The organism is Paenibacillus sp. UNC451MF (genome assembly GCF_000686845.1).
Taxonomy (GTDB): Bacteria; Bacillota; Bacilli; order Paenibacillales; family NBRC-103111; genus Paenibacillus_S.
In genome coordinates this window covers 50,994-70,126 of sequence record NZ_JMLS01000009.1, presented here as the reverse complement: position 1 = coordinate 70,126, position 19,133 = coordinate 50,994, and the positions used below count along the sequence as shown (strand labels likewise).

At 46.9% G+C, this 19,133-nt stretch carries 17 protein-coding genes and 1 tRNA gene; 10 read left to right on the top strand and 8 right to left on the bottom strand.

Annotated elements, in window-relative coordinates; translation table 11 throughout:
* Positions 1-2 precede the first annotated feature (2 nt).
* Genes BP97_RS0112845 through BP97_RS0112830 form a run of 4 tightly spaced genes read right to left on the bottom strand, consistent with a single transcriptional unit; the run spans position 3 to position 4,012 of the window.
* A complete protein-coding gene (locus BP97_RS0112845) occupies positions 3-1,037 on the bottom strand; it encodes an ABC transporter substrate-binding protein (RefSeq protein ID WP_028549462.1) in 1,035 nt (344 codons plus the stop codon).
* A 25-nt stretch (positions 1,038-1,062) separates the two neighbouring features.
* On the bottom strand, positions 1,063-1,848 hold the full coding sequence (locus BP97_RS0112840) for a DUF3919 family protein (RefSeq protein ID WP_028549461.1): 786 nt from the start codon (positions 1,846-1,848) through the stop codon (positions 1,063-1,065).
* A gap of 43 nt (positions 1,849-1,891) precedes the next feature.
* Positions 1,892-3,334, bottom strand: a complete 1,443-nt coding sequence (locus tag BP97_RS0112835; RefSeq protein ID WP_028549460.1) for a HAMP domain-containing sensor histidine kinase — start codon at positions 3,332-3,334, stop codon at positions 1,892-1,894.
* A 3-nt stretch (positions 3,335-3,337) separates the two neighbouring features.
* A complete protein-coding gene (locus BP97_RS0112830; RefSeq protein ID WP_028549459.1) occupies positions 3,338-4,012 on the bottom strand; it encodes a response regulator transcription factor in 675 nt (224 codons plus the stop codon).
* A 185-nt stretch (positions 4,013-4,197) separates the two neighbouring features.
* Between BP97_RS0112830 and BP97_RS0112825 the strand changes: the two genes are divergently transcribed.
* Positions 4,198-4,269: transfer RNA gene (locus BP97_RS0112825), tRNA-Lys, on the top strand.
* A 135-nt stretch (positions 4,270-4,404) separates the two neighbouring features.
* Here BP97_RS0112825 and BP97_RS0112820 read toward each other — a convergent pair.
* The gene (locus BP97_RS0112820) at positions 4,405-5,811 is read right to left on the bottom strand and encodes an NAD-dependent malic enzyme (RefSeq protein ID WP_028549458.1); all 1,407 of its coding nucleotides are present in this window, start codon (positions 5,809-5,811) and stop codon (positions 4,405-4,407) included.
* Positions 5,812-6,037: 226 nt separating this feature from the next.
* The gene (locus BP97_RS38825; RefSeq protein WP_197035458.1) at positions 6,038-6,910 is read right to left on the bottom strand and encodes a helix-turn-helix transcriptional regulator; all 873 of its coding nucleotides are present in this window, start codon (positions 6,908-6,910) and stop codon (positions 6,038-6,040) included.
* Between the two features lie 181 nt (positions 6,911-7,091).
* Here BP97_RS38825 and BP97_RS36120 point away from each other — a divergent pair, with 181 nt between their 5' ends.
* Complete coding sequence (locus BP97_RS36120; RefSeq protein ID WP_051620545.1) at positions 7,092-8,426, top strand: sulfatase family protein; 1,335 nt, start codon at positions 7,092-7,094, stop codon at positions 8,424-8,426.
* A gap of 132 nt (positions 8,427-8,558) precedes the next feature.
* Here BP97_RS36120 and BP97_RS0112805 read toward each other — a convergent pair whose 3' ends face one another.
* Positions 8,559-9,239, bottom strand: coding sequence for a GntR family transcriptional regulator (locus tag BP97_RS0112805; RefSeq protein ID WP_028549456.1), 681 nt, complete (start codon positions 9,237-9,239; stop codon positions 8,559-8,561).
* A gap of 238 nt (positions 9,240-9,477) precedes the next feature.
* On the opposite strand from BP97_RS0112805, the gene BP97_RS0112800 reads away from it, so the two are divergent.
* The 6 genes from BP97_RS0112800 (at position 9,478) to BP97_RS0112775 (ending at position 15,658) form a co-directional block, all read left to right on the top strand.
* The gene (locus BP97_RS0112800) at positions 9,478-10,491 is read left to right on the top strand and encodes a zinc-binding alcohol dehydrogenase family protein (protein ID WP_028549455.1); all 1,014 of its coding nucleotides are present in this window, start codon (positions 9,478-9,480) and stop codon (positions 10,489-10,491) included.
* 41 nt (positions 10,492-10,532) lie between these two features.
* Positions 10,533-11,801 carry an MFS transporter gene (locus tag BP97_RS0112795; protein WP_028549454.1) on the top strand — a complete coding sequence of 423 codons (1,269 nt, stop codon included), beginning with the start codon at positions 10,533-10,535 and terminating at the stop codon, positions 11,799-11,801.
* 26 nt (positions 11,802-11,827) lie between these two features.
* The gene (locus BP97_RS0112790; protein WP_028549453.1) at positions 11,828-12,832 is read left to right on the top strand and encodes a C-terminal binding protein; all 1,005 of its coding nucleotides are present in this window, start codon (positions 11,828-11,830) and stop codon (positions 12,830-12,832) included.
* A 285-nt stretch (positions 12,833-13,117) separates the two neighbouring features.
* Entirely contained in the window at positions 13,118-13,678 is a 561-nt protein-coding gene (locus BP97_RS0112785; RefSeq protein ID WP_028549452.1) for an RNA polymerase sigma factor, read from the top strand.
* Positions 13,665-14,891: a hypothetical protein gene (locus tag BP97_RS0112780; RefSeq protein WP_028549451.1), complete on the top strand. Its 1,227-nt coding sequence runs from the start codon at positions 13,665-13,667 to the stop codon at positions 14,889-14,891. The genes BP97_RS0112785 and BP97_RS0112780 overlap by 14 nt, the downstream gene beginning before the upstream one ends.
* Positions 14,892-14,959: 68 nt before the next feature.
* Positions 14,960-15,658 carry a response regulator transcription factor gene (locus BP97_RS0112775; protein WP_028549450.1) on the top strand — a complete coding sequence of 233 codons (699 nt, stop codon included), beginning with the start codon at positions 14,960-14,962 and terminating at the stop codon, positions 15,656-15,658.
* A gap of 81 nt (positions 15,659-15,739) precedes the next feature.
* Here the strand turns inward: BP97_RS0112775 and BP97_RS0112770 are convergent, their stop codons facing one another.
* On the bottom strand, positions 15,740-17,428 hold the full coding sequence (locus tag BP97_RS0112770) for a ribonuclease J (protein ID WP_231506291.1): 1,689 nt from the start codon (positions 17,426-17,428) through the stop codon (positions 15,740-15,742).
* Between the two features lie 174 nt (positions 17,429-17,602).
* Here BP97_RS0112770 and BP97_RS0112765 point away from each other — a divergent pair, with 174 nt between their 5' ends.
* Positions 17,603-18,490, top strand: coding sequence for a D-Ala-D-Ala carboxypeptidase VanY (locus BP97_RS0112765; RefSeq protein ID WP_028549448.1), 888 nt, complete (start codon positions 17,603-17,605; stop codon positions 18,488-18,490).
* A 43-nt stretch (positions 18,491-18,533) separates the two neighbouring features.
* The gene (locus tag BP97_RS36115; protein WP_051620544.1) at positions 18,534-19,097 is read left to right on the top strand and encodes a VanZ family protein; all 564 of its coding nucleotides are present in this window, start codon (positions 18,534-18,536) and stop codon (positions 19,095-19,097) included.
* Positions 19,098-19,133: the final 36 nt, after the last annotated feature.

The following is a 19,133-nucleotide window of genomic DNA, read 5'->3' as shown; positions in this document are numbered from 1 at the left end:
GCTTATTTCAAGTTTTTCAACGCGTCCTGCAGCTCTTTACGCTGATCAGCCGCTTTCCATAAGCTGTAGGATTGATTGTATTTTGTTGTTTTGATGTCGATACCGTTCTTCGGAACCGGTACGCCCGGTTTCACGGAAACGGCCATAGCGGACTCACTGTAAAGGACGCCAGGCTCATTGGTCAGCATGTAGTCCATTAATTTTTTAGCGTTAGCTGTGTTAGGTCCGCCTTTGACGATTGCGAGACCGCCTACCTCATAACCTGCAGCTTCAGGAACGATACTGACAATCGGATTGCCTTGATTTTTGATTTTCAATTGGTCGCCGAGGAAGGTTACACCGATGGTGTACTCACCCTTAGCTGCTTTTTGAATCGGCTCGATACCGGATTTCGGTCTTTCTTTCAGGCTAGGCAGAAGCTGTCCCACGTACTTGAGCATTTCATCCTTGCCCCATACTTGTGCGAGGGAAGCGACGGCTGTGTAAGCTGTACCGGATGTAGCAGGGTCGGACATACCGATCTCACCTTTGAACTTAGGGTCCAGCAAATCCTTGAACGTTTGCGGATATGGAGCGCTTCCGTACTTCTCTTTCCAGCGCTGCTCGTTAATGCCGATGGCAACTGGATTCAAATAAAATCCGGTCCAGAAGCCTTCTTTATCCTTCATGTTGTCGGGAATGTCTGACGCGTTCTTGGAGATGTAGCTCTCTAGAGCGCCTGCTTTCTTAAGTACTTCATGCGAATCGGCGGGACCGCCCATCAGGAAGTCGGCCTGTGGTTTGCCCATCTCATTCTGAACGCGGGTTACTGCTTCTCCACTCGGAAGGCGGAGTACCTCGTAATCGATGCCTGTTTCGGCTTTGAACTTATCCAGAATTTTACGCGCTTCTTCTTCCTGGAAAATCGAGTACACGGTAATCTTGCCTTTAGCCTTGTCCGAGAACATCCCTGATTTGTAAGTGAAAAATCCTGCTATCAAGACAACGATAATAACGGATACGATCATGACCGAGCTGTTGCTTTTCTTTCTAGCCATTTCTATCAACCATCCCCTCTGTAAGTTAGGAGGCTTCTCTTAGCTTGAAATAGGCTTTATGGTTCGTCTCGTCGAGTAAATCAAAGACAACGAAGTAAGCGTTGTCATACCTATCGATATGCAGCCAATGCTTCCGGTTCTTCTCCTCTCCGGCAAGCTGCACGACAAAGTGGGAGCTCGGCGGTTCTTCAGTGAAATTGAAGTGACTGAAGTCGATGAGTCGCACGGACGTACGCATTTGCATCGTTAGAGAGGCTCGTTCGCTGGCAGACAAAGGTGTAAGAATGCCATTCTCCAGCCTGAAAACCTCATGCTCTGCATTCTCGATGGCGGTACCTACAGTATCTGCAGTCAAGGTTTTGTCGATCAGCATATTCTGAAGTTTGCGGATCTCCGCACTAACCTCTAAAGAGTTTACCGAATCGGAGCCGAAAAGAAAGCCGCTGGTTCCTATTTGGAACGAGATATCTTCCTGATCCAGGTACGCGATGGAACCGGATAGCAGCATACGGGAAGCGTTTGCACGATTTTCCTGACGGCCTGTGTTGAGCAATCGGGCGAAAGATTCCTTCCAAGCAATAAGCTCCTTCGGATCCTCGATAGAGATGGTGCCGACCCCGGGATAAGTAATATTCATACGCATGGGAACGCCGTCGAACATATCGCGGCCGTTCGGTTCCCGGGGAATAATCCTTACTTCATCAACGCCGATACGGAACAAATAGGCAAAGATACCGATCAGTGTACAACCGATGACGATTTGCAACAAGATGAGACGCAACCATGAAAGCCCTTTCTTCTCCTCTTGCATGTAGAATACTCTCCTTTTATCTCAAAAAAATCGTAGGTTTGTATCAGTTTTGTAACAAAACGGGGGCAGGCAGTTTTTGTGTCTGAAAATGCAGCTGAACCACGGTTCCTTGTCCCGGCCGGCTGCGGATATGGATGCTTCCGCCCTGCAGCTCCATCAATTGCTTGCACAGAGGCAGCCCGAGTCCATGAGAATGACTCGATATCGGGCGGGGTTCTTTTTGCTCGCTTGGGAGGAACAGAGCCTGAACCTCCTGCTCAGTCATGCCTTTCCCGTTATCGGAAATGCGAATGAAACAGCTGCTGTCCATGGTCTCGGACTCAAGCTCAATGTGGAGCTGAGTGCATTCGCTGTGTTTGATCGCGTTATCGATCAAGTTGAAGAGCACCTGTTGGGTACGCTTTGGATCGAAATAAGCGTAGCAGGGTTCCACTGAAAGCGTCGTAGCGATCAAAGACTTTTGCAGCGTAGGCTCAACGATTTGCAGACTGTCTGCAAGCACAGCAGCGAGATCGGCATTCTCGGTCTGTACTCTCCATGCTTCGTCGCCCTTGAGTGACGAGTGGAGAAGCTCCTCGACCATTTGTAGAAGCCGGGTGCTTTCTTTACGGATATACCCATTGCAGCTGCGGATATCATCGATTCGTTCCAGCTTGTCGATTAAATCGGAAAACCCCATAATCGAGGTAAGAGGCGTTTTCAGTTCATGAGTTACGTTATCGTAAAACTTTTTCTGCTTGCCCTGCTCGTAATGCAGCAGCTCGATATGCTCTTGCAGAGCCCTGGACATCTGATTGAAATCGTTCGCGAGCTCCCTTACTTCGTCATGGCTGCGCACTGTGATCTTCCGGCTGAAATCGCCGACGGCCACTCGCTTCAGCGCCTGCTGGAGCGCTTGCAGGGGCTGCATGATGAAGAACGAGAAGGAGTAGCTCGCCAGCAGGGCGATCAGTAGGCATCCCACCGCAACGCCGATGAACCAGCGGCGCATCTCGGTTAGCGTCTGCTCATGCTGGTTCAGATCGAGCAGGTAGCGGAAGCCGCCGACGATTTTTCCTTCAAAGGTAAAAGGGGAGGCATAGATCAATAGCTTCTGTCCCTCAACCTCCGTGATGACCGATGCAGTCTGACCGTCCAGCGCAGCGTCAATGTCACTTCGCTTGATCAGATCTTCCCTGTTTCCGCTATCCCCGACTATAGTACCTTCGGAGTCGAACAGTTGCACTTGAAAGTTGCTGTTGGCTGCCAAATGCGATGCAATCAGGGGGGCGTATGTACCTGAAAACAGCTGTTCAATGCTAATTTTTTTATCATTGACGATCTTGAGCGCTTCGATCCGGTGCAGAGAGTAGTATTGGCTTAAAGTCTGGGTATCGCGCTCGATCATGCTTTTGCTCAAAGTGTAATTAATGACCACGTACATTGCTGCTAACAGCATGATAATGGTGATCATATGCTGAATGAACAATTTATTGCGCAGTCTCATGATTTAGACCTCCAGCTTATAGCCCATCCCGTGAACGGTGGCGAGTACATGCTCATGGGGTCTCAATTTCTCCCGGAGACGGTTCACCAGCATATCTACGGCACGCGTTTGTCCATAATATTCGTAGCCCCATACTTGATCGAGCAGATGCTCTCGGGAGAACACCTTTTTTGGATTTTTGCAAAGCAGCCACATGAGCTCGAACTCCTTGCTTGTCGTCTTCACCAGCTTGCCGGCTACCTTGAGAGTACGCTCGGTCCGGTCGATTTCCAGAACACCAATCTGAAGGCAATCGGCAGAGGATTCCATTGTATCCGCTTTCATACGGCGCATGACGGCGCGTATCCGCAGGATCAGCTCGCGGGTTTCGAAAGGCTTCGTCAAATAATCGTCGGCGCCGAGCTGGAAGCCCAATATTTTATCATTCATTTCGTTCTTGGCTGTCAGAACAATGACCGGAATATCTTTATAAGTATGGCGAAGCTGCTTCAATAGCTCGAAACCTGATTGGTCGGGCAGCATCAGATCCAGCAGGATCAGATCGATAGAGTGGGAGGACAGCTCGTTGAGCCCAGCGCTAACCGTGCCGGCAACAATGGGTTGAAAGCCTTCAACCTCTAGGCTAAGTTTCAGCAGCATTTGGATGCTGGAGTCGTCTTCGATAATTAAAATGTTCACCGGGAGGCTTCCTTTCCGTAAACGGTTATAGTACTTTTGACTAGTGCAAATAGGCCGTTAGTTTATACGTTCATTCTACACGAGTCTTTCTTGTTGTAAAGCTTGGATGGTTGGAAACAGATGGTGATACAGCTACAACTAATTTGATTGCTTTACTGTGTTTGTGGTACAATACTGTTGTACTTAGGTCCGTAGCTCAATGGCAGAGCAACCGGCTCTTAACCGGTAGGTTGTGGGTTCGACCCCCACCGGGCCTATCCAACTGATATTCATACGCAAAGCCCTCGTTCCTTTGGAACGGAGGGCTTTTTTTGAAGCAATCTATCGATTCAATTTACGAATCAGACAGCAAAGGAGCCTCTTCTATAACCGAAGAGGCTCCTTACATTTTATTATCTGAAATCCGGCGGAATTCTTCTAGCCACTCCGGTTAGGATGGCGGCTTCAATAATTCCTTTGCGAACGTTGGTGACGACTCGCTCATTGAAAATACTCGGAATGATGTAATGCTTGTTAAGCTCGGCTTCTGTCACTACTGCAGCGATGGCGCGGGCCGCGGCGAGCTTCATAGGCTCGTTGATGCTTTTGGCACGGCAGTCCAGCGCTCCGCGGAAAATGCCGGGGAACACAAGCACATTGTTGATTTGGTTCGGATAGTCGCTTCGTCCTGTGGCAAACACACCTACATGAGGCAGCGCTTCTTCCGGATCAATCTCCGGCTTAGGATTCGCCATGGCGAATACAATACTGTCCGAAGCCATCATTTGGATATCTTGCGCGTTAAGGATTCCGCCTCGGGATACGCCGATGAATACATCGGCGCCTTTTAGAACATCCTTTAAGGTTCCTTCGGTTGTTTCAACCTGAGGCTGCTCGGATAACCACTGCCACATCGGGTGGTGGGAGTAGGTTCCGCCCCGAACGATCGCACCTTCACGATCAACCGGGACGAGACGGGTTACACCGGACCCGAGCAGCATTTTGCAAATGGAGACACCGGCTGCACCGATGCCGTTAACGACGACACGGATTTGATCGATCCGCTTGCCGACCACCTTCAAAGCATTCAATAGCCCTGCAATGACCACTACTGCAGTACCGTGCTGATCATCGTGAAAGACGGGGATGTCGAGCTCATCTCCCAGTCTTTTTTCAATTTCAAAGCAGCGGGGAGAGCTGATATCCTCCAAATTAATGCCGCCGAATATCGGGCTAATCGCCTTAATCGTGCGGATGATTTCCTCCGTATCCTTCGTGTCGAGACATATCGGAAACGCATCGACTCCAGCAAGCTGCTTGAACAGCATCGCCTTACCTTCCATTACCGGAGCGGCGGCATGAGGGCCGATATCACCAAGTCCCAGAACCGCTGTTCCATCCGTGATCACGGCAACGGTGTTGCGTTTAATCGTTAGCGAGAACGCTTTTTTCGGATTTTCGTGAATGGCGGTACAAACCTTGGCTACTCCCGGTGTATATACGCGGGACAGGTCCTCGCGGTTTTTGATGGGCAGTGTAGGCTGCGTAGTAATTTTACCGCCCAAATGAACCAAGAATGTACGATCCGAGACGTTGATCAGCTTGATCCCATTCAGCTTGGATAAGGAATCGATCACGCTAGATTCGTTAGACTCTGCTACATCGACGGTAATATCGCGAATAGAAGATTCTTTTCCTGCCCGAATGACGTCGATGGACGTAATGTCCCCGGATGCTTTGCTGATGGCAGAAGCGACATCACCGAAGGTGGTAGTTTCATGAAACAGCTCCACACGCAAAACAATACTAGTATGTGACATTTCTGCTCTCATCCAATCCTGTTGTTATATTTGTCTATTGCTGATAGGTCGGAGTCGATTAGTAATCTTCTCCGGCAATATGGCTCGCTTCAGTGGGGGGAAATGTATCCGAATACTAGGCTTCCCCAAAAACGTCCGATTAAAGCAAAAACTACCGATGAATCCGGTCCAGATTGCTTCCAAAGCAGGCACTCCTAACACAGCATATCAATTAAGCCTGGTAATTCTACCGATCTCCGCCTCTGGTGCTAAGCATGACCGAAGAGGGAGAATAGCCTCTATATTGCTTGAACTGTTTGGAGAAGGAATACGGATCGGGGTATCCGAGAAGATTAGCTAGCTCCTTCACGGAATGGTTCGAATGCTTGAGTAAATACTCCGCATACTCCATTCTTGTGCGAATTTGGTACTCCTTTACGGGCATGCCGAAAGCTTCGTGGAACAAAGCAGAGGTATATTTGGGAGAAAGCCGGGCAATATCCGCCAATTGCTGTAGACTGTAGCGTTCTGCCGGGTGCTCATCGATGGTACGCTTCAAATAGCTTACTCCGGGATGTACCGGATGGGGACGGTGCAGCTCCTCGAGCTCACGAAAACAAGATGCCAAGACTTCGGCGATGGCTGAATGACATAATGTGTCTTTGATGACAGACGGCTGGAGCTGGTTATAGCTGTGTACTTTTTCAAAAAGCTGCTGCATAGCCAAGCCGTTGTGAGGCTTGAAGTGCATATAGAATGGCTCGGAACGATCGGATACGTATTGTTTGTCCTTGGGAGCAAAGAGTCTGAACCGGGTGGGGATAATCCGGAAAGGAATAGCTTTATTGCGGTACGCCTGATGCCGTACTTGATCAGAGATAAATAATATGTGATTTTGATCCAATTCGACTGTTGTATCCTCCACGATGTATGTACCGGAGCCGGAGACGACGTATAGCATGTGGAAATGGTCCAGCACCCGTTCCCGAATAAGCCAATTGGTGCTTACGCTCACGTTGTAGCTGGCCAAAATGCGAAATATATAAGGCTCATCCAGCATCCTGCCGAGAAGTCTTTGCAGCCCTTGAACGGCTGTGTAAGGAATATACCTATTTGACATGTTATTCTCCCGTTGTTCATTTAATAAAACCATAATAAGTCCGCCGATTTCTGCTGTCAATGCGCAGGAAAGTCGAATAAAAAAGGTAGGCTTTTTTGACATGTGTTTCTTCCATTATGACATGGGACAAAAGCGGCAGGTTTTGTACTCTTAAAGAAGCAAATGCATAGGGAGGAATACGATGTCGAAGCAGTCTAATGTAGTATTCATTATCTCGGATGATCACCGTTACAGTGCGCTTAACTGCGCTGGAGATAAGACCGTAAACACACCGAATTTGGATGCCTTAGCATCCGAAGGTACGCGTTTTGAGCAGACGCATATTATGGGAGGGATGAGCGCGGCGGTATGCATGCCGTCCAGGTCTTGCATTTTGACAGGAGCAAGTGTATTTCGCTGCGTTAAGGATAACAAGCTTGATCCAAGCTTTGTTCTATGGCCTGAGGCAATGCGTCAAGCTGGTTACAGTACATATGGCATCGGCAAATGGCATAATGGTACTGAGGCGTTTAACCGCTGCTTTGCCGAGGGAAACCGTATCTTTTTCGGGGGAATGAACAGCCACTATGAAGTGCCGCTTCATGAGTTCGATCCGACGGGAACCTATTCGAATGATTCGAGGTATGCGTTACAGGAGCATTCTACGGATATTTTCACGGATGCGGCGGTCCGCTTCCTGGAGGAGTACGATAGCGGGAAGCCGTTTGCGCTGTATCTGGCTTACACCGCGCCCCATGATCCCAGGACTGCGCCTGAAGAGTTCCGAGCCCGCTATCGCGATGAAGACATGCCTTTGCCTCCGAATGTGCTTCCGGAACACCCGTTTGATAACGGGGAAATGTCCATTCGTGATGAGCAGCTGGAGGCTTGGCCGCGAACCCCGGAGGCTATCCAACGACATATAGCCGATTATTATGCCATGATTAGTCATATGGACGACGGAATAGGTAAAGTGATGCAGAAGCTGGAGGAACGCGGCTTATCTGAGGATACGATCATTGTGTATACCGCCGATCATGGTCTTGCCGTTGGCCAGCACGGTCTGATGGGCAAGCAAAATATGTATGATCACAGCATCCGGGTCCCGCTAATCTTTAGAGGTCCAGGGGTTCCTCACGGTAAAACGGTCTTGGGCCTGAATAATCAGTTGGATCTTTTCCGTACGCTGTGCGATTTAACCGGAGCGACTGTCCCTGAAGGTGTGGAAGGCTTGTCTTTGCTGCCTTATTTCCAAGAGGATAACAGCTCATCCGTAATCCGGAAAACCGTATGTTCGGCATATAAGAACCTGCAGCGTATGGTGAAGAATGAACGTTGGAAGCTGATCTACTATGTTTCTCCTGAGGACACGACGAAGGTCAGAATACAGCTCTTCGATCTGAAGCTGGATCCATGGGAATTGGAGGACGTATCAGGAATTCCGGGCAATATGGAGCACATAAAGGATCTGTATCAAGAGCTGCTTCTATGGCAGATGGAGGCAGGAGATTCCCTCGAATTACCGCTGCCCTATTAAAGATCGAAAAGGAATCCATAGTATTAACGACAACGCAGCAGCATTCCTCAACGGAAAAAACGGCTTTATTCGCACATTGCGGATAAGCCGTTTTTCTTTCGTCAGGTTCTAAGCATTTCTGACTGTAAAAACCTAACCGTCCAGCTGATTCCAGCGGGAGAGAGCTTCCATCTTCATACTTTCAATATGGGATTGCAATACGCCTGTGAATGTGGGCAAGTCGCGTTTTTCCAGGGCATCACAAAGTAGATTATGATCGCTATGACGCTTCTTCGTGCTTTCAAATGAGGTGGAATAGACGACTCGCGCCAATGTTGCGTGAGCATTCAATGAAACGTAAATGGCTAAAACTTTTTGATTGCCGGTCCATTCTACGATCGTTTGATGAAATCGTTTATCCAGCTTGCTGTAAAGCTCAAAGGGAAAAGGGTCGGTCTCTTGATTGTTAACCAGTCCGTCCATTTCAGAGGTGATTTGCAGCAGATCAGCTATATGCGATTCGGATATGCTGTTGATGACTTGAGTAATGGCCCAGGTTTCAATCATCAGACGAGCATCAAGAATATCTACAAAATCCTTAGGGTTTGATTGGGTTACATAAGTGCCTTTACGCGGTAAAACTTCGATTAATCCGTCGTGGACCAACTGATTGAACGCATCCTTGACCGGAGAACGACTGACACCGAATTCGGAGGCAAGTTTATGAATATCTAGCTTATCGCCCGGAGCATATTTACCGCCCATAATATTTTGTCTTAATGCTTTGTACACTTGTGTTGCCAATAGGGAAGTTTCAACAACTGTATTACTCAAGGCTAATACCTTCTTTCCGCGTTACACCCGTTAATTCTTGTTAATTGGATTATAATTGATTTTTGCAAATCAGGTCAAACCTCTAGATACAAAAAGCAAAAAAAGGGTGTTGACGAAAAGGCTTTCATAGGGTATCTTTATTAAACGTAATATGTAACATGTTACATGTGATATGTCAGAAAAACCAAAATACAGCTGCAATGCTGCCGATTTTAGTTCAGAAAAAGGAGATTTTACGATGAAATGTATTGTTTGTGAGCAACCGAATCAATTTACAATGACGGAAGTGCCGATGCCAACCGTAAGACCAGGTGAAGCCCTAGTTCGGATTCGCCGAGTAGGGATCTGCGGCACCGATCTTCATGCTTACCGTGGGCGCCAGCCGTTTTTTTCATATCCCAGAGTTCTTGGTCATGAGCTAGCAGGAGAAATTGTAGAAAGCCATAGCCCAACGAGCGATTTGCAGCCGGGAGATCGAGTGACCATTCTGCCTTATCTGGAATGCGGGCATTGTATTGCATGCCGAAGCAGCAAACCGAATTGCTGCGAGCAGGTGCAAGTGCTTGGAGTTCATACGGATGGCGGGATGCAGGAGTATGTTTCAATCCCAACAACACATTTGATACAAACAAACGATATTACACTGGATCAGGCGGCGACCGTCGAGTGCCTCAGTATTGGTGCACATGCCGTTAGACGCGCAGCGATTCAGCCTAGAGAATATGCACTTGTGATCGGCGCAGGACCTATCGGCTTGGGTGTCATGAAATTTGCGAAACAAGCTGGAGCCAAAATAATCGCCTTGGACATGAACGAAGGACGGTTGGCGTTCTGCTCCAAATGGGCGGATGCGGATTATACGGTCAAAGCATCGGAGGATGCTGTGGACCAGATTAAAGCGATTACCGAGGGAGCCTTCCCTACAGTAGTGTTCGATGCAACAGGCAACGCAGGGTCCATGATGAATGCTTTCAAGTTCGTAGCTCACGGCGGCAGATTGGTGTATGTAGGATTGGTTCAAGGTGATATTACCTTCTTCGACCCGGATTTCCACAAACGGGAGATGACGCTTTTATCCAGCCGCAATGCAACCAAGGAAGATTTCGAGCATGTGATGAACGCGATTAAACAAGGAGTCGTTGATACGGATTCCTTTATTTCGGCAAGAACGACTTTTGATCAGATGATCGATGAATTTGAATCGTTCCTAAAGCCAGAGTCCAATATCATCAAAGCCGTTGTAACTTTGTAACAACTTGGTAAACATAAGACAGATTAAGGAGGACTACAACGATGCTATCTAAAGGGCGTGGCTTTGTCTTAGTCATGTTGTTTATTGCGGGAGTTATCAACTACATGGACCGCTCAGCACTATCTATTGCTGCACCGTTCATTCAGAAGGATCTTCAGCTGGATGCAGCTCATATGGGGATGATTTTCAGCAGCTTTTTCATTGGGTATGCGATATTTAACTTCATCGGGGGCTTTGCCTCCGATTACTTCGGAGCCAAAAAGGTTCTATCCGCTTCGATGACCTTTTGGTCCATTTTTGCGGGTGTGACGGCACTGACCTTCAATTTTATCTCATTGTTTATTGCACGCGTTTTGTTCGGTATGGGGGAAGGGCCGCTGTCCGCATCCCAAAGCAAAATGGTCAACAACTGGTTCCCTAAGAAATCCCGTGCAAGAGCTTTGGCTATCGCCATGGCAGGTACCTCGCTTGGCGGTGCTCTCTCTGGGCCCGTCGTTGGGATGGTTGCTATAAACTGGGGATGGAAAGTTTCATTCGTTGTTATCGCCATTATTGGTCTGATCTGGACTGTGATTTGGATGAAATTTATCAAGGAGCTTCCAAGTGGGCAGGAAGTCGATGAGCAGGATGATGATGTGATTCAAGTCAACGCACCAGTTGGTAAGTCAGGTAAAACTCCATTGACCTTCTATTTGAAACAACCTACGGTATTATTTACGGCTGTTGCCTTTTTCGCATACAACTATATATTGTTTTTCTTTTTGACCTGGTTCCCAAGCTTTTTGACTGATGCAAGGCATTTGAATGTTAAAGAAATGAGCTTTGCCACCATGATTCCTTGGACAGTAGGCTTTATCGGCTTTACTATGGGTGGTTTTATTATCGACTACATTTACAAGAAGACGGGCAATGCGTTGTTCTCCCGTAAAGTTGTTTTGGTAACATGCTTGCTAGGATCTGCAGTTAGTATCGGTTTTGCCGGTCTTGTCACTACTACGACAGGAGCCGTAACTTTGATGGCATTGGCGGTATTCTTCCTGTATCTTACTGCAATTACCTATTGGTCGATCATTCAGGATACGGTGGAAAAAGAGCGTGTCGGCGGTGTAGGCGGTTTCATGCATTTTTTGGCTAACATTTCAGGTATTATCGGGCCAACGGTTACCGGATTCATAGTTCAATCGACAGGCAAATTTACGAGCGCTTTCCTGCTGGCCGGGGGAATAGCGGTGATCGGCGCTCTTTGTGTTGCATTTTTTGTAAAGCCTATCGGAGAAAAAAACAAGCCTTCAGCGATAAACAGTAAATAGCTTTATGCAGATAGAGGTGGATACAAATGGCCAAATTCAAAGTGGTTATTACAGATTACGAATACAACAGTCTGCAAATTGAGCGGGATGTGCTGAGTCAGCTTGATGTTGAATTTATTACAGCGCAATGCAAGACCGAACAAGAGGTTATAGAAGCGGCACAGGACGCCGACGGTATATTGAATCAATATGCGCCTATTACAGAACGTGTTATCGAGCAACTCAACAATTGCAAAATCATTTCCCGCTATGGTGTTGGAGTCAATACGATTGACGTGGAAGCGGCTTCACGCAAAGGTATCATAGTTGCCAATTGTACCGATTACTGCTTGGATGAAGTGGCGGATCATGCAATGGCATTATTATTAGCCGCTGCCCGTAAAGTAGCTTTGTTGGATCGTTATGTGAAGAACCAAGCATGGGATTATAAAAAGGCGATCCCGATCTATCGTTTAAGAGGAAAAGTATTGGGCTTGGTCGGATTCGGTAAAATCCCCCAAAATCTCAGCTTGAAAGCCAAAGCGTTCGGGTTTGAAGTAATAGCATACGACCCATTCTTGAGCCAAGAGTTCGCATCCAAGCTTCAAGTCGAGCTTGTAGATTTGGACACTTTATGCTGCACAGCTGATTTTATTTCCATCCATGCCCCGTTAACCAAAGATACTCAAGGCTTGCTTGGAAGCAAACAGTTTAATCAGATGAAGCCTGAAGCCGTTGTCATCAATACATCCAGAGGTCCTTTGATTGATGAGTCGGCACTGATCGAAGCGCTTCGTACTTCACAAATCGCAGGTGCCGCGCTGGATGTGCTAGAGAATGAACCTGTTCATTCTGATAATCCACTTTTGGACATGGAGCAGGTCATCCTTAATCCGCATGTGGCTTGGTACTCGGAAGAATCCGAGCAAGAATTAAAAGGAAAGGTTGCACAGAACATTGTAGATGTTCTCTCCGGCTTCTACCCTGATTATTTCTTTAACCGAAATATTAAGAATAAGGTGCTCCTCCAAGAAAAAAGCTTAAGCTTATAGCCAAGCCATATATATTATTTTTCATCTAAAGGTCCTGCTCCCGATAGCAGGGCCATTTTTCTGATCTCTTTGAAGAAGCTCTCACCCATAGCGAAAATCTTTGATTCATTCGAACTATTATTGAGGAAAAAGTAAACCTTTCGTGCCATTCCTTCGTCTAATACATACTGCCTATAATTAGAAACAAGAGGCGCAGTAGGCTGAGTACATGACGAGTCGAATTAGAGCATAGAGAAGGATTGAACCTATCTATAGGGTAGCTCGTCCATAATTGAGGTGGCAGTATTGGAATCAGAAGCGAATTTAGAATATTTGAGATATTTGTCTGCAAGCACCGATAAAAAAGCGATCTTGGAAGAGCTGATGGTCGCTTATGGCAAGGATGTTTGGAATTATGCTTTTAGTATGACGCGCAAGTGGGATCAAGCCGACGATATCACTCAAGAAGTATTTATTAGGGTGTACCGTAATTTATATACATTTCGTCAGGAATCCTCTGTGAAAACATGGATTTTGACCATAACCCGCAATATGACGGTGGATTATCGAAGATCGGCCTTTTATCGAAAGGTGACCCTGATGGATTACATAACTCCTTCAAGCACGCAAGAGGCGACCGAACAAACGGTCATCGAGCAAATGGCGGTCAATGATGTGTGGAAGATGGTGCTGAAGCTGCCTAACAAGTATCGTGAGGTACTTCTGCTGTATGCGCATTATCAGCTTTCCATGAAGGAGATTGCACAAATATTGAATGTTACCGAGGGTACGGTCAAATCGCGATTGTTCCACGCCCGTAAAAAAATGGTCAAACAAAAGGAGAATCAAAGCAATGGAGCCGATTGACGACGAGTTGAAACAAGGGATGGCTGATGGACCTCTGATCCGGAACGGATTTTCAGATGCGTTAAAGAAACGCATTGGAGAGCGCATAGAGGAACAAGTCGGCAGAAAAAAGAAGCAGTGGATACCTTGGTGCTCTGGCTTTAGCGCCGCTCTGATTGCTGTCGCTCTACTCCTGTCCTTGGATTGGCATAGTAGCCCGCTTGCGGAGCTTGCTGCCGACGTTTCCTCGAATGAATCGATGACTCCCAAGTCTTCGCTGCCATTGCTGAATACGACGCTCAAAGCCGATCCTGTACATTCTGCCGTTCTGATCGGTTTGAGAAAGGATCATTCTCCTGTTGGGGGTAATCAGGAATCCAGTACTTACCGGACGGTGCTGCTGGCGGAGGAACAGGGTGATCTTCGTAAAGTGGCTGAGGGCAACGGGATCCTTATGCCTTATAAAACAGAATTTATTAGAATTGTTCCGCAAAATATACAAAGTGTGGATGCGACGTATCAGAAGATTGCGGTTTCTGTCGCTACGGAAAAAAACATCAATCCGGTTCAAGAAAAAGTGAACTCGGTAAAGCAAGTGAAGCTGAGGGAAAAGCTAGTGTTTGCGGGGAATCAGTACTTGTCGGTAGCTCAAACGGTACAGCAAAAAGATAACAGCAAGGATGCGGCATTCGACTATGTATGGGTTAAGGATGTCGAGGATTTAACGAAGTCGAAGCTTCCAGCCGCACTAGCACCAGAAGAGGAACCTCATGTTTCGTTGAGCAAGCTGTATGGCCAATCGATATCGTCGGATCTTCAGAATGAACGCGGCGAAAGCTGGACCATTACGCGCAAAGAGGGACAGTGGGTTCCTCAGGTAGCCTCTTACACTGGAGCGATTGGGCAAAGCCAAACCGTAGCCCAGCTGCGGGAAGTTCCGCTGAAGCTGCCTGAATCGGTCGTTTCCTATGATAAGCTATCCGCGAACTGGAGTGATATTAGACGAACAAAACCGGACGCAGTCGATGCCTTTTCTTCGCCTAACGGGGAGATGGTCGGTGTCGTATCCGAGAAGGACATCGTCGTCTATCCTTTTAAGAGTCAGTTGATTCCTACACCGCTGCTTTCTGTTAATCTGGATGCTGATGAATCCATTGTCATGATACAATGGGCTGTAGATGAACCGTTTGTCGAGCTGTGGAAGCAGCGTGCCAAATTATTGCTTGGGAAATGACGATGGTTTCATTATGAATAGGTAACAATACAGTAGTCAGGTAGATATCGTAACAGGAGCGGATAAGAATGAAACGGATTACCATTCTGATAGCGGATGATGAAGCCGAGATCGCGGATCTGATTGCGCTGCATTTGGAAAAAGAGGGGTACCAGCTTATTAAAGTACCGGACGGGAAAGAGGCTCTTCGCGTAATTCAATCCCAACCGATCGATTTAGCTATTTTGGATATTATGATGCCAAAGCTAGACGGCTATGAGGTTACACGTCAAATTCGTGAGCAATACCATATGCCTATCATATTTTTAAGTGCGAAAACCTCTGATATGGACAAGATTACAGGGCTTGTGATGGGCGCTGACGATTATATGATCAAGCCATTCAATCCGATGGAGCTGGTTGCTCGAGTGAATGCGCAGCTTCGCCGGTATATGCAGCTGAATCGACCCTCCGTGGATAATGAAGCTGTGTTGGAAACGGGCGGTCTAAGCATTTACCCCGATCAACGGAAAGTGGTGCTTTATGGTGAGCCCATCGAATTAACGCCCAAAGAGTTTGATATTTTATATTTATTGGCTAGCCATCCTAAGAAAGTATTTAGTGCGGATCACATTTTTCAGCATGTGTGGGGCGAGGCTTATTACGAAAGTGGCAATAATACGGTCATGGTGCACATTCGTACGCTTCGCAAAAAAATCGGGGACGACAGCAATAAAAATAAATTAATCAAAACGGTATGGGGGGTGGGCTACACATTCAATGGTTGATAGTTCATCCCTTGCGGTTGGTGTAGATATTCAGTAAAAGTGGGAGCACCTCTTAAGAGATGCTCCCACTTTGATTTCAACTCAAATCTCCATAATAATAGGCAAAATCATCGGTCTTCTGCCGGTATTCTCGTATAGATAGCGTCCGAGAGCGTCCTTGACGCTGACTTTAAGTGAGCTCCATTGATATATATTCTCAGCCTGCAATTTATTGATTGTCTCAGTGACTATGCGGTTGGCTTGCTCCAAGAGTGCTTCCGACTGCCGAACATAAACGAAGCCGCGGGATATAATATCCGGTCCCGATAATATATGGCCTTCGGTTTTGCTCAATGTGATAACAACGACGAGAATCCCATCTTCGGAAAGATGCTTCCGGTCGCGCAGTACGATATTACCGACATCGCCGATACCCCAACCGTCTACGAATGTGTTCCCGGCAGAAACCTTCCGTTTTTGTACGGCTGTTTGATCCTCAATATCGACAACATCCCCATTGTTTAAAATAAATGTGTTGCCGCGCGTCACGCCAACCGCTTCAGCTAATAAGCGATGCTGATGAAGCATGCGGTATTCCCCGTGAATGGGAATGAAGTAGGTCGGCTTCATTAAAGTGAGCATCAGCTTGAGCTCCTCTTGGCTCGCATGCCCCGAAACATGCATACCGGTGACTGTCCCGGAGCCGTAAATCACATTAGCCCCCAGTCGATACAAATTATCGACGATTTGCGCGACATTGCGTTCGTTTCCGGGAATCGGACTCGCGGATAAGATGACAGTATCGCCGGGCATAATTCTGACTTGCCGATGCGTAGAGGAGGCAAGGCGGGCGAGAGCTGCCATAGGCTCCCCCTGACTACCAGTGCAAAGAACCGCTACCCGTTCGGATTCCAGCCCGGCAACTTCACCTGGCTCCACCAGCATCCCTTCAGGTATGCTCAAATAGCCGAGCTCCGAAGCGATTTTCACTACATTAACCATGCTCCTGCCTAATAGTGTCAGCTTGCGGTTCGTTAACATAGCTGCATCAATAATTTGCTGAAGCCGGTGAACGTTGGAAGCGAACGTGGAGATGACTACCTTTTGCCTCGCTTTGGTGAACGCTTCTTCAATTGACTCTCCGACGTTTCGTTCGGAAGGTGTGAACCCCGGACGCTCTGCATTGGTGCTTTCGGATAATAAGACAAGAACGCCGTTTTTACCGATTTCGGCCATTTTGTGGATATCGGGGTATTGCTCGTTGACTGGGGTGAGATCGAATTTAAAATCACCTGTATGTACGACCGTCCCTTCCGGTGTTTGGAAAGCGATGCCGAGGCAATCGGGAATGCTGTGATTGGTTTTGAAAAAAGTAGCGCTAATCGTCCCTAGATCGACTTCTGAATTCGAAGTAATTTCGATTAATTTCGTGTCTGCAAGCAACCCGGCTTCCTTTAACTTGACCTCAATCAGCCCGATTGTTAATCGGGTCGCATAGATGGGCATACTGCATTGCTTCAATATATATGGGATGCCTCCGATGTGATCCTCATGTCCGTGAGTTATGATCATAGCACGCACTTTATCTCTATGTTCCATTAAATAAGCGATATCAGGGATAATTAAATCAATCCCTAATAGGCTCTCATCAGGGAATTTGGAGCCGCAATCAATAACAACGATATCGTCCGCATACCTTAGAACATACATGTTTTTACCGATTTCATTAACGCCTCCAAGGGCGAAAATGGACAACTTCCTCTTCTCGCTGCTCAACAACGATCCCCCCATCCAAGATTCCGGCACTTTTCAAGCATAGATTGAGCCAAGCTCCATTCTCCTATTCGTGGCAATTAGTGGTGAGGTTATTATTTAGTTTATTTAAGAAAAATTTTAGGATTATTCTACTTCTTTTTAAACCGTCTCCTTTATTCTGTTTAGACATGAACAAAGGAGGAAATCAACATGAAGAAGTGGGTGTTTCTGCTTGTAGTCGTGCTGCTGCTGGGCTATGAGGCTGTTCAACACAAGATGGAGGACGCCAACGGAAGTCCTGAACATGAAGAAGCAAAGGTTCAATCATCCAGCTCTGCCGCTGTGCAAACGAAACAAGGAAAGCTATCCAAACAAACGATTGCGATTGCGAAAGATCAGGTGTACAAAGGCAAGCTAGTGCTGGTCAATAAAAAATATGCGGTACATGAAGAAGGAATTCAATCGGATGTAGTCCGGTTGTTTAGCCATAAGGAGCTGATCAAAGGCTTCGCTCTACTGGACAATACGATTCGTCTGTCACAGGATGTGACGAAGTCATTCGGGGAGATGGTCGAGGCTGCCGATAAAGACGGCGTCCGACATTTCATGATAAGCAGCGGCTACCGGAATGAAGACGAACAGGACGAGCTGTATCAAGAAATGGGTTCCGACTATGCTTTGCCGGCAGGTAACAGTGAGCATAATCTGGGCTTGTCCTTGGATATAGGATCTACACAAATGGAGATGAATCAGGCTCCCGAAGGGAAGTGGCTTATCAAAAATGCGTCGAAATACGGCTTTGTGCTGCGCTACCCGAAGGACAAGACGGCCATTACAGGAATTCAGTATGAGCCATGGCATTTCCGCTATGTTGGCTTGCCTCACAGCGTTATTATGAAGGAAAAGAATATGACAATGGAGGAATACTTAGATTATATAAAGGAGCAAAAGAACCTGTCTACCCAAGTAGAAGGAATCCCTTATGAAATCTCGTATTACCGATATTCTAAAAATATGACGATATCCATTCCAGACAAGCAGCGTTATGACATTTCAGGCGATAACAGAGACGGAATTATTGTAACAATGTATCCATAACAACACATAACAACAGAGAGATCATGGAAGCGAGGTGATTTTTGTGAAACGAATCCATAGAGGAAAGGATGTCCTCGTACTGCCGGTCCTATTTGCGATATATTTGTATTTGCTGATTAAAGTGATTTTATTCAAGTTCGGTCCAATAGAGGTGGACTATTTGATGGATCGGCTGCAGAAGAATTGGCATAACCCGAATGATATACTGCAGCGTTTCCATGCCGCGGGTAATATAACTCTGTTCAAGGAAATCGCTCGCGACTTGAATCACACACCTGATCTTTTACAATTTCCTCCGGGTAATCTCGTCGGCAACATTGAAGCATTTATCCCCCTTGGAATTTTAGCCCCCATGGTGTTCAGCGGCCTTCGCAGGACATGGATGGGTATGTTCTTGGTTTCCTTTTTCTTGAGCTTCGGGTTTGAAGTGATACAGCTTCTATTATCGATCGGAACTTTCGATGTGGATGATATTCTATTGAATGTAACAGGGGGGATGCTAGGATATGCCGTGCTCCGGCTGTTCGCTGTGCGGAGAAGGACAGGGCATCAAGCGGAACAAAAGAAAGAGGACTTCAGCCGACAGCTAAAGTCCATTAAGGAATAAGTGCAATTATTCTGCGCTGATCTTATTGGCAAGCGT

Excerpts from the sequence above, each read along its gene's own strand:
- BP97_RS36120 (WP_051620545.1), top strand. The coding sequence starts at position 7,092 with ATGTCGAAGCAGTCTAATGTAGTATTCATTATCTCGGATGATCACCGT.
- BP97_RS0112845 (WP_028549462.1), bottom strand. The coding sequence starts at position 1,037 with ATGGCTAGAAAGAAAAGCAACAGCTCGGTCATGATCGTATCCGTTATT.
- BP97_RS0112775 (WP_028549450.1), top strand. The coding sequence starts at position 14,960 with ATGAAACGGATTACCATTCTGATAGCGGATGATGAAGCCGAGATCGCG.
- BP97_RS0112800 (WP_028549455.1), top strand. The coding sequence starts at position 9,478 with ATGAAATGTATTGTTTGTGAGCAACCGAATCAATTTACAATGACGGAA.
- BP97_RS0112820 (WP_028549458.1), bottom strand. The coding sequence starts at position 5,811 with ATGTCACATACTAGTATTGTTTTGCGTGTGGAGCTGTTTCATGAAACT.
- BP97_RS0112835 (WP_028549460.1), bottom strand. The coding sequence starts at position 3,334 with ATGAGACTGCGCAATAAATTGTTCATTCAGCATATGATCACCATTATC.
- BP97_RS38825 (WP_197035458.1), bottom strand. The coding sequence starts at position 6,910 with ATGTCAAATAGGTATATTCCTTACACAGCCGTTCAAGGGCTGCAAAGA.
- BP97_RS0112765 (WP_028549448.1), top strand. The coding sequence starts at position 17,603 with ATGAAGAAGTGGGTGTTTCTGCTTGTAGTCGTGCTGCTGCTGGGCTAT.
- BP97_RS0112790 (WP_028549453.1), top strand. The coding sequence starts at position 11,828 with ATGGCCAAATTCAAAGTGGTTATTACAGATTACGAATACAACAGTCTG.
- BP97_RS0112780 (WP_028549451.1), top strand. The coding sequence starts at position 13,665 with ATGGAGCCGATTGACGACGAGTTGAAACAAGGGATGGCTGATGGACCT.
- BP97_RS0112840 (WP_028549461.1), bottom strand. The coding sequence starts at position 1,848 with ATGCAAGAGGAGAAGAAAGGGCTTTCATGGTTGCGTCTCATCTTGTTG.
- BP97_RS0112795 (WP_028549454.1), top strand. The coding sequence starts at position 10,533 with ATGCTATCTAAAGGGCGTGGCTTTGTCTTAGTCATGTTGTTTATTGCG.
- BP97_RS0112770 (WP_231506291.1), bottom strand. The coding sequence starts at position 17,428 with ATGGGGGGATCGTTGTTGAGCAGCGAGAAGAGGAAGTTGTCCATTTTC.